Consider the following 13849-nt stretch of genomic DNA (forward strand, 5'->3'; position numbering starts at 1 on the left):
GAGTCACTCCTTCCCCCGTGCGACCCGATTTCCCCGTGCGACCCGATTTCCCCGTGCGACCCGATTTCCCCGTGCGACTCGTGCCAGCCGTCGCGTGAGCGCCGCGGTCAGCGGGCGCATGTCGCGCCGGTCCAGCGGGTAGGCGACACCGAGGAACACCGCGGCGACGACGGCTCCGGACAGCATGCCTTGCAGCACCGCGCCACCGGCGCCCGGGGTGCCGGTCGCCTGCGTGACCAGCCAACCGGCCAGCGCCGCCGCGCCACCTGCCACGAGACCGGCGGCGGCCGCCCGGTGCAGGCCCTCCAGCGCGGGTCGCCCGGCGCCGCGCAGCACCGCGGCCACCAGCAGCGCGCCGAGCAGCGCCATCCCGATCGAGTTACCCAGCGTGAGCGCGACCACCCGCTGGTCGTCGGCGAGTACCGCCGCGAGCGCCACCACCGCCAGCGCCGCGGTCGCCCACCCCGCCACCGTCGCCACGGCCGCCGCCCGCGGCTCGCCGCGGGCGTAGAGGGCGCGGGTGAGCACCGCGAACATCCCGTACCCGAGCAGTCCCGGCGCGAACCCGGCGATCCCCCCGGCGGCGGCCGGCACGTCGAAGAAGCGCGCCACCGGCCCGGCCACCGCCACCAGCGCCGCCGCGCCCGCGCAGGACAGCAGCAGCACGCCCCGTGCGGTCGGCGCGAGCGCCTGCCGGTAGCGGTCCCGCTCACCCGCCGCGTGGGCGGCCACCAGCGTCGGGTACGCGGCCGTCGCCAGCGGTACGGCCAGCACCGCCCACGGCAACAGGTAGATCGTCTGCGCGAGGTTGTACACGACCGGGGTACCTTCCGGCCCCTCCACCGCGAGCCGCAGCGTCACCACCAGCGCCACCTGCTGCGCGCCCACCGTCGCCGCGCCGGCCAGCGCCAGCCCGCCGACCGCCCGCCGTGCCTCGCCCCCGAACCGGTACCTCGCCCGCAGCCGCAGCCCCATCCGCCGCACCGGAAGCACCAGGCACAGCGAGAGCACGACCACGCCGAGCGTGGTGCCGCCCGAGAGCAACAGCTCGCCGGCGCGTCCCACCTCGGACAGGTCCGCGCGCCGCCCCTCGACCGCGCCGAAGAGCAGGTACACGCCGATCACGGTCACGCTGGACAGCAGCGGCGCCAGCACCGGCCAGGCGAAGCGGCGGTGCGCCTGGAGCACGCCGGTCAGCACGATCCCGATGCCGTACAGCGGCAGCTGCGGCGCGAAGACCCGCAGCATCCGCGCGCCCGCCGCGTCGGTGACGTCGAGCGCCCCCATGATCGGACCGGCGAGGAGCGCGACCAGCGCCGCCAGCGGCAGCAGCAGCGTGAGGGTCCAGGTCAGCAGGGCCGACGTCGTGGCCGAGACCGCGGCCCGGTCACCGGCCGCGACACTTCCCGCAAGCAGGGGTACGACAAGACTGGCCAGCGCCCCGCCGGCGACGATCTCGAAGATGATGTTGGGTACGGTGTTCGCCACCACGTAGATGTCGCCGAGCCGCGTGTCCCCCACGACCCAGGTGAACACGCCCGTCCGGGTGAACCCGGCGATGCGGCTGGCCACGGTGAGCACCGCGATCAGGGCCGCCGCTCCGGCGATCCGTGCCGTACCCGGGGCCGCCGACACGTCAGGAGGTACGGCGGCCGAGCGCGTCGAACTGACGCAGCACCGGGTTGGCCTCGATGACCTTGGTGAAGCTGACCTTCTCGCTGGCCGCGGTGAGCGCGGCGATGCCGGCCAGCGCGGCGGCCCGCCCGGCCGGCCCGGTACGCGCGGCCAGCGCGACGCCGAGCAGCGCGCCGAGCGCGTTGGCCCCGCTGTCGCCGAGCATGACCCGCTCGTCGAGGTCGTCCGGCAGCACGCTCGCGGCCACGCCCAGCGGCCCGGCGGCCAGCCCGCCCGCGCGCCCCGCCGACAGCGGCGCGCCGATCAGCCCGCCCGCCTTGATCGCGCGGCCGGGGCGCAGGTCGAAGAGGTTGAGCAGGTTGGCCGTACCGGCGATGACGCCCGCCCCCAGCAGCAAGTCGACGGCCCGGCCGGCGCGCGTGGCGCGGCGCTCGCGGCCGGGGTCGGCGGCGAGCAGCGCGGACGCGGCCAGCCCCGCGGCCCCCACTCCGGCGATCTTGACCAGGCCGCTGGTGACCCGCCCCTCGCGCAGCGCCGCGAGGTGCCCGGCGAAGCCCTTGGCCGTCTTCTGCTCCGGCCGGCTGCCGACGATGTCGTCGTACAGCCCCACCGCCCCGGACCCGACCCCGGCGGTGAACGCGGCGGCCGCGGCGGCCGGGCTGGGCGCGGCGACGGCGGCCGAGACCGCGGCCCCCGCGGCCAGCGCCGGCCCCCCGGCGAGCGAGACGGTACGGCCGCGGAAGTTGGTGCGGTGCAGTGCCTCCTGGCTGCCCAGAGTGCGAAGCACCGCCCGGGCCCCAGCGACCCCGGCGGCGACCGCGAGAAGGCGCCTCACTCCTTGGGCTTCGGGAGGATGGCGCTGGCGCCCGCGTTGAGGCCGTAGTGTCCGGCCTTCGCGTCGACCACCTGCTCGGTCACGGCGAGCACGGTCACCACCCGGCCCTGCGCGGTGTTGCCGTTGTCCACAGTGGAGATCGTCTTGGCGAGCGCGGGGTCGCCCCGCACCGCGCCGATCACGTTGCCGTTGCCGCCCCAACTGCCGGCCACGATGACCGCGCCCGCCTTGTCGAGCTGGGACACGATCGTCACCACGGCCTCGTCCTTCTGCGCCGAGTCCTTGTCGGTGTGCGGCTGCCCCGCGACCACCACCACGGCCTCGGCCGGCCCGCTGACGTTGTTGTCCTTTACGCTGATGTACCCCGCCGACGTGTACGCCGTCACCAGCGCCTTCAGGTCGTTGGCCGCCACCGGGGGCGCGGGCGCCGGGCGGTCGAGCAGCGCGGTGCCGAGCAGCGCACTGGCCGTCTCGATGCCGTCGACGTTGGCCGGCAGGCCGGCCAGCGGGATGGTCGGCTGGGACGCGCGGTCGGCGAGGTCGAGCAACTCGGGGCTATTGTCGGGGTCGACGAACTTGTCTTCGACGTCGACCCGGCCGGTGATCGTCGCACCAGCCATCGTGAGCATCTCCACCACGCCGTCAACGAGGTCGTCGCCGCTCGGCGTGGTGACCACCGCGATCCGCCGCCCGTTGAGCTTGCCGGCCAGGGCGACCGGCGCGATCTCGGTAGCGAACTCCTCCTCGCGGTTGGCCTCCTCCTGGAGGCTGCTCACCGTCTCACGGAGCTGGCGGTTGTCCTTGCGGAGCGCGTTGACGTTGTCGCTGAGCGAGTCGGCGACCGGGCCGTTGAGCGCCGCGGTGCCCACCACCAGTCCGATCGCCAGGGCCAGAAAGACCGCGGTCAACGACACCACGTGGTAGCGGAAATTGATCACGCCTATTGCCGTCCTCAGAAGAGCTGTCCGAGCTGGAACACCAAATTGTCCCACCACTCCGAAACCACAGCGAGGTAAGCCTTGCCCACCGTGGACACAGCGACCGCCGACGCCATCGCGGCCACCGCCGAAAGCACGAGCAGGAGCAGGGACGATCCGGAGATGCTCTGCCGGTACAGCCGGCTCACGCCCTTGGCGTCGACCAGCTTGCCGCCCACCTTGAGACGGGTCAGGAAGGTCGAGGCCATCCCGCCGCGCCCCTTGTCCAGGAACTCCACCAGCGTCGCGTGCGTGCCGACCGCCACGATCAGCGAGGCACCCTTTTCGTCGGCGAGCAGCATCGCCAGGTCTTCGCTGGTCGCCGCCGCCGGGAACGTGATCGCCGACAGCCCCAGCTGCTGCACCCGGGCCAGCCCCGGCGCCCGCCCATCGGGGTAGGCGTGCACGATCACCTCGGCCCCGCAGCGCAGCACGTCGTCGGTGACCGAGTCCATGTCCCCGATGATCATGTCGGGCGTGTAGCCCGCCTCGACCAGCGCGTCGGCACCGCCGTCGACGCCGATCAGCACCGGCTTGAACTCCCGGATGTACGGCCGCAGCACGTCGAGGTCGGCCTTGTAGTCGTAGCCGCGCACCACGATCAGGCAGTGCCGCCCGGCGATGTGCGTCGCGATCTCCGGCACGCCCACACCGTCGAGCAGCAGGTCGCGCTCCTGCTTGAGGTATTCCATCGTGTTGGCCGCGAACGCCTCCAGCTGCACGGACAGCCCTTCGCGGGCGTCCGCCATAGCCTTCGCGACACTCTCCAGGTCCTGCCGTACGCCGTGCGCGACCGGCTCACCGCCGACGTACACCGTGTTGTCGTCGACACGGACCGTGTCGCCCTCGCGGACCTGCTGGAAGATGCCCTCGCCGAGGTCGTCCAGGAGCGGGATGCCCGCCCGCACCAGAACCTCGGGGCCAAGATTGGGGTACCGCCCGGACACGGACGGCTTCGCGTTGAGCACCGCCGACACCCCGACCGCCACCAGTGAGTCGGCCGCGACCCGGTCGAGGTCGACGTGGTCGATGACGGCGATGTCGCCCGGGCGCAGCCGGCCCGCCAGACGCTTCGTCCGGCGGTCGAGGCGCGCGGTGCCGGTTACGTTGCCCGGTTCTGCGCTCCGGGTCCGGCGCAAGGCTGGTAGACGCATCGTGACCATCGTGGCATGTCTCGGCATGTTTTTCCCGACGCGACGCGCATGACCAGGGCGAAGGCAAATTTCATGTGACCGGGCTCACTACCTTTGGTGATCCGTTAGCCCGCTCCGCGACCGGAAGCCGGCGCCACCGCGGCCCACCCACGGTCCCGAATCGCGCCATAGATGCCGCTCGCGCCCGCCGCCGCGCCGCTGCTCGACGCGGTCTGCGCGCCACCGTCTCCTTCCACCCGGTCGCGAGGTGTCCGCTCCCCCGCGCGGCTCTCCCGTGGGGCAGGAGTTTCCTTCGGCGAAGCGGAGCGGAGCCGCCGCGATGTGACGCCCCATCCCCCGCGCCGGGTGACATCCCGTCACGTGATCCGCCAGTCGTCACCACACGCCAACTCACCCGGATCGGCTCAGGGCCGCGATGCGGGCGACCTCACGTCCCTACGAGCGCTTTTCGCGGGCGGCGACCGCCAGCAGCTCCTCCGCATGGGCGATCCCCAGGTCGGAGTCGGGCAGGCCGGCGAGCATGCGGGCCAGCTCGCGGGCCCGGTCGGTGTCTTCGACCACGCGCACACCGCTGGTGGTCACCGCTCCCCCGGTGTCCTTGGCGACCACCAGGTGCCGGTCGGCGAAGGCGGCCACCTGCGGCAGGTGCGTCACCACCAGGACCTGGTGACTGCGGGCCAGCCGGGCCAGACGGCGGCCGATCTCCACGGCGGCCTGACCGCCCACGCCGGCGTCGACCTCGTCGAAGACCAGGGTCGGCGGGCCGCCCGCACCGGCGAAAACCACCTCGATCGCCAGCATCACGCGGGACAGCTCGCCACCGGAGGCACCCCGCTGAAGAGGCAGCGCGGGGGCGCCGGGGTGGGCCAGCAGCCGCAGCTCGACCTCGTCGGCGCCGTCGGGACCGATCTCGCGCGGCACCACCGCCACCTCGATGCGGGCGTGCGGCATCGCCAGGCCGGCCAGCTCCACCGTGACCTGCTCGGCGAAGCTGCCGGCCGCCTCCTGCCGGGCCGCCGTCAGCCGCCCCGCCAGCTCGGTCGCCTCGGCGGCCAGCCGCTGGCGCTCGCGGTCGAGCTCCTCCAGCAGCTCGTCGGAGGTGTCCAGCTCGGACAGTCGCGCCCGGGCCCGCTCGGCCCAGGCGATCACACCGTCGACGTCGTCGGCGTACTTGCGGGTCAGCCCCCGCAGCGCGGCCCGGCGCTCGTAGAGGGCCTCGAGGCGTGCGGGGTCGGCGTCGAGCGCGCCCAGGTATGCCGACAGCTCGGCCGACACGTCACCGATGAGCGTGGCCGCCTCCTCAAGCCGGACGGCCAGGTCACCGAGCTTGCCATCCACACCGGCCTGCGCCTCCAGCGTGCGCCGCGCGGTGCCGATCAGGCTGGTCGCGTCGGGGGTCTCGTCGCCGCCCTCGACACCGGCCGCGATCGCCCCGTATGCCAACGCGGCCGCCGTGCGCAGCCCTTCGGCGTGCTCCAGCCGCTGCGCCTCGGCCTTGAGCTCGTCGTCTTCACCGGGCTGCGGGTCGACCCTGGTGATCTCGTCGAGACCGAGCCGCAGCAGGTCGGCCTCCTGGTTGCGCTCGCGGGCGTTGCGCCGCCGGTCGGCCAGGTCGTCTTCGACCGCGCGCCACTGCGTGTACGCCTCGCGGAACGTCTCGAGCAGCTTCTCGTGCTCCGGCCCGGCGAACCGGTCGAGCGAGGCCCGCTGCTCGGCGGGGCGCAGCAGCCGCAGCTGGTCGGACTGGCCGTGCACCGCGACCACCTGCTCGCCCACGTCGCCGAGCACCGACACCGGCATGCTCCGCCCGCCGACGTGTGCCCGCGACCTCCCCTCGACGGTGACCGTGCGGCTGAGCAGCACGGTGCCATCCTCATCAGGCTCGGCACCGGCGTCTGCGATGCGCGCGTTGACCGCGGCGGCCGCCTTCTTGGCCAGCCGCAGCCGCCCCTCGACCACCGCCCGGCCGGGATCGGCGCGCACCCGGCCCGCGTCGGCGCGACCGCCGAAAAGCAGGCCAAGGCCGGTGACGACCATGGTCTTGCCCGCACCCGTCTCGCCGGTGATCACGTTCATCCCGTCGGTGAGCGGCAGAGTGGTGTCCTCGATGACGCCGAGGCCGGTGATGCGCAGCTCTTCCAGCACGCCACCAGACAGTAGTAGCGCGGTCCGGCGCTTGGCCACCCGACGTGCCCCGATCTAGGAGGCTGGATGGTCAGGTGCGGCTGCCGCGCCACCCGTCGACCGGCAGCTCGAACTTCGCCACCAGCCGATCTGTGAACGGTTCCTCCCGTAAGCGGACGATCCGGACCGGCAGCGCGCCCCGCCGCACCGTGACGCGCGCGCCCGGCGGCAGGTCGAAGACGCGCCGCCCGTCGCAGCAGAGCGCCGCGAACGTGGTGTACGGGTCCACGTCGATCACGAAGGTCGAGGTGGGCGCGGTCACCAACGGGCGGCTGAAGAGCGCGTGCGCGCTGATCGGCACCAGCAACAGCGCCTCCAGCTCGGGCCACACCACCGGCCCGCCGGCCGAGAACGCGTACGCCGTCGAGCCGGTCGGCGTCGCGCAGATCACGCCGTCGCACCCGTAGCGGGACAGCGGCCGCCCGTCCACGTCGACGAGCAGCTCCAGCATGTGCGCCCGCTGTCCCTTCTCGACACTCACCTCGTTGAGCGCCCAGGACTCGGCGATCCGCTCACCGTCCACTTCGGCCACCACGTCGAGGGTGATCCGGGAGTCCACTGTGTACGCACGTGCCACCACGTCGCGTACCGCCTGGTCGAGATCGCGGATCTCCGCCTCGGCCAGGAAACCGACCCGGCCGAGGTTGATGCCGAGCAGCGGAGCGGCCACCGGGCGGGCCAACTCGGCCGCCCGCAGGAACGTCCCGTCGCCGCCCAGCGCGAACACGATCTCCACACCGGCCGCCGCCGCCAGCCCGCTCACCGGCTTGACCTCGGGCAGGTCGAGATCGGCCGCCTCCTCGGCCACCACACGCACCTCGAAGCCGGCCGCGATCAGGTCGGCCGCCACGGTGCGCGCGTGCGCGGTGCTGTCCTGCCGCCCGGTGTGCGTGACCAGCAACGCCGCCCGGCCGGGCGCCTCCCCGGAAGGCATGTTCACGCCCCCACCACCGCCCGTACCCGCGCCGCGTCGACCTCGGGCGCGTCGCGGCGCAGCCACAGGAAGAACTCGACGTTGCCGCTCGGCCCGGGCAGCGGGCTGGCCGCCACACCGGCCACGCCGAGCCCCTCGGCCCGCGCGGCCTCGGCCACGTCGAGCACGGCCTCCGCGCGCAGCGCCGGCTCGCGGACGACGCCGCCGGCACCGACCCGCTCCTTGCCTACCTCGAACTGCGGCTTGACCATGAGCGCGAGGTCACCGTCGACGGCGGTGCAGCCGGCCAGGGCCGGCAGCACCAGGCGCAGCGAGATGAACGACAGGTCGGCCACCGTCAGCCCCACCGGTCCGCCGATCATCTCCGCGGTGAGGGTACGGACATTGGTGCGCTCCAGCACGGTGACCCGTGGATCGTTGCGCAGCGCCCACGCGAGCTGCCCGTAGCCGACGTCGACCGCCACCACCTCGGCCGCGCCCGTGCGCAGCAGCACGTCGGTGAAGCCCCCGGTCGACGCGCCCGCGTCCAGGCACCGCCGCCCCGACACCTCCAGCCCTTCGGGGCCGAAGGCGGCCAGCGCGCCGGCGAGCTTGTGGCCGCCACGGGAGACGTACTCCACCGTGTCGCCCACGACCCGCACCGCATCGGCCGGGTCGACCATGGCCGCCGGCTTGCGGGCCGGTACGCCACGCACCCGCACCCGACCCGCCTCGACCAGCTCGGCCGCCTGCTCGCGGGAACGGGCCAGCCCTCGGCGGACCAGCTCCGCGTCGAGGCGGGCGCGGCGTGCCATCGATCAGGCCTGGTCGATGGTGGCGAGCGTCTCCTGGAGCGTGGAGTGCGCGGCCTCGTACTCGGCGATCTGGTCGCGGGGCGGCAGGTCGGCGGCGTTGGCCAGCGCCTGGATCACCGCGTCGACGGCGGGGTGACCCGAGCCACCACCCTCCACCTCGCCCACCGAAGGCTCCACAGTGGACGGCGGGGGCGCCGGCGGCCGGAAGGGCCCCGGCGTCGGCGGGCGGTACGGTCCCGGTACCGGATGCATCAGGCCTCACCCGCGGCGGGCGTGGCCTTCTTGGCGACGGTCTTGCGCGGCGCGGCGGTCTTCTTCGCCGGCGCCTTGGCGGCGGCGCTCCTGGCCGGGGCGGCCGGGCTCTCCTCGGGCGCCGGCTCGGCGGGCGTGACCTTCTTCGCGACCGTCTTCTTCGCCACGGCCTTCTTGGCCACGGCCTTCTTGGCCACGGCCTTCTTGGCCACCGTCTTGGCCGGAGCCGGGGCCGCCTTCTTGGCCACCGCCTTCTTCGCGACGGTCTTCTTCGCCACCACCCCGGTCGGGGTCGGAGCATCCGCGACCGGCGCGCCCTCCGCCACCGGGGCACTCTCGGCGACCGGCGCGGCGCCCGCGCGGGCCTGCCGCAGCTCCTCCTCCAGGTCGCGCACGCGGGCGGTCAGGTCGGCGACCTCCTCGGCGGTCGCGAGCCCCACCTTGCCGAGCGTGCGGTCAACCTCGAAGCGCACGATTTTGGAAAGCGCCTCCCGGTTGGCCAGGCTGGTGGAGACCAGGTCCTCGGCCAGCGCCTGAAGCTGGGCCGCGGTCACGCCGCCCTTGCCCACCAGCTTCTTGGCGACCTTCTGCGCCTTCTTCCTGGAGGCCTCCGTGAGCCCCAGGGCGAGCTCAAGGTACGCCTTCCACGCCTCCTGCATCCCGAATCCTTCCGCCTGCGCCCGATGTACAACGTCATACGCTACCGGGCGGTCGCGCCGCCCCCGTGCGGTACGGTGCGGTGGACCTGGTGTGGTGTCGATGGGAGGTTAGCGTGGCCACCGTGCAGGATTGCCGGGAGGCGCTGGAGAAGCTCGCCGAGCGCCTGGCGGCCAACGCCGCGGCCGCCCGCAAGCGTCTCGACCTCGACCGCACACTGGCCTGCCGCCTCTCCGACCTGGGCGTGGCCTTCCACGGTCGCCTCACCGGCGGGCAACTGCTCGACATCCAGGAGGGCGACGACAAGAGCGCCAAGATCGCTCTCACCACCACGAGCGACGACCTGGTCGCACTCGTACGCGGCGAGCTCGACTTCGCCCGCGCACTCGGCGCCCGGCGCGTCTCGATCAGCGCCAGCCCGTTCGACCTGCTGAAGCTCCGCAAGCTCCTCTAGGCGTCGCCGGCTGGCGCCGCGTTCGTGACCTTGGTCTGCCCCGCGCTACGGCGGGCGGCGCTCAGGCTGCCAGGCCCAGCGCGTGAAGCGCGTCGCGCGCGGCCGAGGTGTCGGGGGTGACCTTGGTGGCGTCGCCGCCCGACCAGGCCAGCCCGACCAGCAGCCGCAGCGCGTCGATCGCGGTGCCGTCGCCGGTCAGCCGGGGCCCGCCGCCGTCTTCCAGCCGCCAGCCCTCGACCTCGGCCGGCGGCACGCGCGCCGCGTCGGCGGTCTCGAAGAGCCCGCCCAGGTCCGCCGCCACGTACGTCGGCCGCCGCTCCGGCTCCGCCGCCAGCAGGTCGGCCGGCCCGTGCACGCCGGTGAGCACCAGCAGGCTATCCATGCCGGCCCGCACCGCGCCCTCGATGTCGGTGTCCAGGCGGTCGCCCACCACGAGCGGACGCACCGCGCCCACCCGCCGCGCCGCCGCCGCGAACAGCTCCGGCTCCGGCTTGCCAACTATCAGGTCGGGTTCCTGCCCCAGCGCCGTACGCAACGCCGCCACCAGCGAGCCATTTCCCGGCAGCGGCCCGCGCGGGCTGGGGAGCGTGCGGTCGGTGTTGGTGGCGACCCACCGCGCACCGCCACGGATCGCCACGGCCGCCTCGGCCAGGTCGGCCCAGCCCACCTGCGGCCCGTACCCCTGCACCACCGCGGCCGGCTTCTCCTCCGCCGCCGACACCGGCTCCAGCCCCGCGTCGCGCACCTCCGCGCGCAGCGCCTCGGCGCCGACCACCAGGACCTTCGACCCCGGCGGCAGCCGCTGTGCCAGCACGGCCGCCGACGCGCCCGCCGAGGTGAGCACTTCGCCAGCATCAGCGGGTACGCCCAGACCGGTCAACAGGTCGGCGACCTCAGGCGAGCGGCGCGAGGCGTTGTTCGTCGCGTACGCCAGCGGCACGCCAGCCCGGTGCAGCTCCCCCACGGCCTCGACCGCGCCCGCGATGGGCCGGTCGATCAGGTAGATCACGCCGTCGAGGTCGAAGATCACCAGGTCGTACGCGTCGACCAGCCGCTCGCTCACGCCCGCGACCCGCCGTCGCCGGTCTGGCCGGCCGGCTCGCCGCCCTCATCCCGGCGCCCGTTTGCGTGCGCGCCCGCCGCGCGGGTCTCCTCGTCCGGCCCCCGGTCGGCGCTGTCGCCGGCCTGGCCGCTCGCCGCGCGGGCCGCTTCGTCGGCGCGGGCCTCGACCTCGCGCGCGAGGTCTTCGTCCGGCTCGTCGGCCGTCTCCGGCTCGCCTGCCGTCGCGGGCGTGTCGACGCTCGCGCGAGCGTCGTCGAGCGCGCCCGGCTCGTCGCCCTCGTCGTCAGCGTCCCGGTCGTCGCCGTCTTGGTCGTCGCCGTCGAGGTCGTCTTCGGCGCGGGCGTCGGCGTCCCGGTCGTCGTCGGCATCCTCGTCGTCGTAGTCGTCTTCGTCGTCTTCGTCGCCGTCGAACTCGTCGTCGACCTCGTAGCCGTCTTCGTCGTCGAGATCGTCGTCGTCACCGCGACCGTCGCCGGCGCGGCGGGCGGCGGCCTCGTCGCCCCGCTCGTCGCCCTCCCCCTCGGCGAACTCGTCCGCCTCCAGGTCGGTCTTCTCGTCGCCCTCCAGGACCACGCCGTCGAGCTCGAGCAGCCGCTCGGCCGCGTCGGTGGTCGCCTCGGGGTCGGCGTCGGCCGCCCGCGCGAACCACTCCCGCGCCTCCTCGCGCCGCTCGACCGCGAGCAGCGCGTCCGCGTACGCGTACCGCAGCCGCCCGGCCCAGGGCTCGTCGGCGTCACCGGCCAGCTCGCGCACCTGCAGCATCGCCACGGCCGCGTCCTTCTGCCCCATGTCGCCCCGTGCGCCGGCCGCCACGATGAGCAGCTCGATCGCCTCGGCGGGCCCGAGCGCGGCCTTGTCGGCGGCACGGTAGATGTCGACCGCCCGCTCCGGCCGCCCCAACGCCCGCTCGCAGTCGGCGAGCACCGCGAGGTGGGTCTGCTTGCCGCTCATCCGGTGGTACGTGCGCAGCTCAGCGATCGCGGTCTGCCACTGCCCCGCGGCGTACGCGGCGAGCCCGACCGCCTCACGCACCACCCCGATCCGGGACGCGAGCCGCCGCGCCGCGAGCGCGTGGGCCATCGCCTCCTCGGCATCCTCGTCGATCAGCTGGCCGGCCGCGACGAGGTGGCGAGCCACCGTGTCGGCTATCGGACGCGCGAGCGACAACAGCTCGGCGCGCACCTCGTTGTCGAGATCGGTGGCCGCGATCTCGTCGGGGATCGCCGGCGCCGCCGGACGACCGCCCCGCTCCTGGCTCTCCCCGCCGGGCGCCTCCCGCCGGTCGTATCGCCGGTCGTATCGCCGGTCGCCCGCCTCGGCGCCCTCGCGCCCGCGGTCACGCTCGGCGCGGTCGCGGTCGGACCACCGCTCACCGCCCGGCCGGCGCCCCGGGCTGCGGTCCTCGAACGTCCGCCTCGGCTGCCCCTCCCGGAAGCCCTCGCGCGGACCGCGCCCGCCATCCCGATCGCCGTAGCCGCCGCGGTATCCGCCCTGCTGGTAGCCGCCCGTGCGGCGCTCGCCCCGGTCGTCGCCACCGCGCCGGTAGCCGCCCTCGCGCGGGCCACGGTCGGCGAAGCCACGCCCACCGCGGTCATCACGCCCGCCGCCGCGCTGACCCCGGTCGTCGCGACCGCCCGCGAAGCCACGGCCACCGCGGTCGTCCCGCCGGAAGTCGCGCCCGCCACGGTCGTCGCGCGGGCCACGGTCGCGGTCGCCCCCGAAGCCTTCACGCGGCCCCCGGTCGCCCGAGAAACCGCGCCCGCCACGGTCGTCGCGGTCGTCGCGACCGCCCGTGTAGCCCTCGCGTGGGCCCCGGTCGCCGGAGAAGCCACGGGGCCCGCGGTCGTCACGGCCACCGGAGAAGTCACGGCCCCGACGCTCGTCGCGCCCACCTGGGTAGCCGCCGCGCGCTCCCCGGTCGCGTCCACCCCGGTCGTCACCGTCACGGCCGTAGCCGCCGCTCACCCGGCGGTAGCCACCGTCGCGCGGCTCCTGCTCGTCACGCCGGTAGCCGCCGCCCTCGCGGTCGCCGCCTCGGTAGCCGCCCTCGCGACCGCCGCCACCGAAGTCACGGTCGCGCGGGCCACGCCCGCCGTCCCGGAACTCGCGCGGACCGCGCCCACCGTCGCGGAAGTCACCGTCGCGGCCGCCGCCCTGGCGCGAGCCGCCGTAGCCACCGCCGCCGCCGCCGAAGCCACCGCCCCGCTTCGCGCCACGGTCGCCGCGCTCACCGCGGTCGCGCGGGCCGCCGTAGCCGCCCTCGCGCGGACCCCGGCCGCCGAAACCGCCCTCCCGGCCGCCGCCGTCGCGCGGACCCCGGCCGTAGCCGCCCTCGCGCTGACCGCGGTAGTCACCGTCACGACCGCCGCCCTCACGGGGACCCCGGCCACCGCCGGCGAAGCCGCCCTCACGGGCGGAACCGCCGCGGAAGCCGCCGCCCCGGGACCCTTCGCCGTATCCGCCGCGCGGGCTCCCCCGGAAGCCACCGCCGCGCGGCCCGCCCCGGTCGTCGCCGTCGCGCCGGTAGCCGCCCTCGCGGTCACCGCCGCCCTGGCGCGAACCCGAGTCGCGGTAGCCGTCGCGCGGCCCACGGCCGTAGCCGCCGCCCTCACGCGGGCGCCCGGCTCGGTCGTCGTAGCGGCCGCCCTCGCGCGGGCCACCACGGTCGCCGCCGTAGCCGCCGCGCCGATCGCCGTAGCCCTGGTCACCGCGGTCGTAACGCTCACCGCCGCGCCGGCCACGACCCTCGTCGTCGCGGTCGCCGTCTCGCGGTGCGTCGCCGCGCGGTCCTGGACTCACGGTTCCATCCTCCCTGAACGCAATGAAGGCCACCCCGGCGGGGTGGCCTTCATTAAAGAAGTCCGGCGGTGTCCTACTCTCCCACACCCTCACGAGTGCAGTACCATCGGCG

At 74.9% G+C, this 13849-nt stretch carries 11 protein-coding genes and 1 pseudogene; 1 reads left to right on the forward strand and 11 read right to left on the reverse strand.

All coding sequences use genetic code 11. The features are described from left to right. Positions 1–3: 3 nt before the first annotated feature. The 9 genes from murJ to ACFFIA_RS22600 form a co-directional block, all read right to left on the reverse strand. Positions 4–1635, reverse strand: a complete 1632-nt coding sequence (murJ, locus tag ACFFIA_RS22560; RefSeq protein WP_377253602.1) for a murein biosynthesis integral membrane protein MurJ — start codon at positions 1633–1635, stop codon at positions 4–6. 1 nt (position 1636) lies between these two features. Next, positions 1637–2470, reverse strand: a complete 834-nt coding sequence (locus ACFFIA_RS22565; protein WP_377253603.1) for a hypothetical protein — start codon at positions 2468–2470, stop codon at positions 1637–1639. Beyond that, on the reverse strand, positions 2467–3408 hold the full coding sequence (locus ACFFIA_RS22570; RefSeq protein WP_377253604.1) for a copper transporter: 942 nt from the start codon (positions 3406–3408) through the stop codon (positions 2467–2469). The genes ACFFIA_RS22565 and ACFFIA_RS22570 overlap by 4 nt, the downstream gene beginning before the upstream one ends. Positions 3409–3422: 14 nt before the next feature. Then, positions 3423–4601 carry a putative cytokinetic ring protein SteA gene (gene steA / locus ACFFIA_RS22575; protein WP_377253605.1) on the reverse strand — a complete coding sequence of 393 codons (1179 nt, stop codon included), beginning with the start codon at positions 4599–4601 and terminating at the stop codon, positions 3423–3425. Between the two features lie 435 nt (positions 4602–5036). After that, positions 5037–6746, reverse strand: a complete 1710-nt coding sequence (recN, locus tag ACFFIA_RS22580) for a DNA repair protein RecN (RefSeq protein ID WP_377253606.1) — start codon at positions 6744–6746, stop codon at positions 5037–5039. A gap of 70 nt (positions 6747–6816) precedes the next feature. After that, entirely contained in the window at positions 6817–7719 is a 903-nt protein-coding gene (locus ACFFIA_RS22585) for an NAD kinase (protein WP_377253616.1), read from the reverse strand. A gap of 2 nt (positions 7720–7721) precedes the next feature. After that, on the reverse strand, positions 7722–8513 hold the full coding sequence (locus tag ACFFIA_RS22590) for a TlyA family RNA methyltransferase (RefSeq protein ID WP_377253607.1): 792 nt from the start codon (positions 8511–8513) through the stop codon (positions 7722–7724). Between the two features lie 3 nt (positions 8514–8516). Beyond that, positions 8517–8678, reverse strand: coding sequence for a hypothetical protein (locus tag ACFFIA_RS22595; RefSeq protein WP_377253608.1), 162 nt, complete (start codon positions 8676–8678; stop codon positions 8517–8519). An 86-nt stretch (positions 8679–8764) separates the two neighbouring features. Then, a complete protein-coding gene (locus ACFFIA_RS22600; protein WP_377253609.1) occupies positions 8765–9424 on the reverse strand; it encodes a phasin family protein in 660 nt (219 codons plus the stop codon). Between the two features lie 113 nt (positions 9425–9537). Here ACFFIA_RS22600 and ACFFIA_RS22605 point away from each other — a divergent pair, with 113 nt between their 5' ends. Further along, entirely contained in the window at positions 9538–9876 is a 339-nt protein-coding gene (locus ACFFIA_RS22605) for an SCP2 sterol-binding domain-containing protein (RefSeq protein ID WP_377253610.1), read from the forward strand. Between the two features lie 61 nt (positions 9877–9937). On the opposite strand, the gene ACFFIA_RS22610 is transcribed toward ACFFIA_RS22605, so the two are convergent. Both ACFFIA_RS22610 and ACFFIA_RS22615 read right to left on the reverse strand, forming a co-directional pair. After that, positions 9938–10939, reverse strand: coding sequence for an HAD-IIA family hydrolase (locus ACFFIA_RS22610; RefSeq protein WP_377253611.1), 1002 nt, complete (start codon positions 10937–10939; stop codon positions 9938–9940). Positions 10940–11199: 260 nt separating this feature from the next. Then, positions 11200–12075: pseudogene (locus ACFFIA_RS22615) on the reverse strand (tetratricopeptide repeat protein); the annotation flags it as partial. Between the last annotated feature and the right edge of the window lie 1774 nt (positions 12076–13849).

Source organism: Phytohabitans kaempferiae (assembly GCF_042433955.1).
Taxonomy (GTDB): Bacteria; Actinomycetota; Actinomycetes; order Mycobacteriales; family Micromonosporaceae; genus Phytohabitans; species Phytohabitans kaempferiae.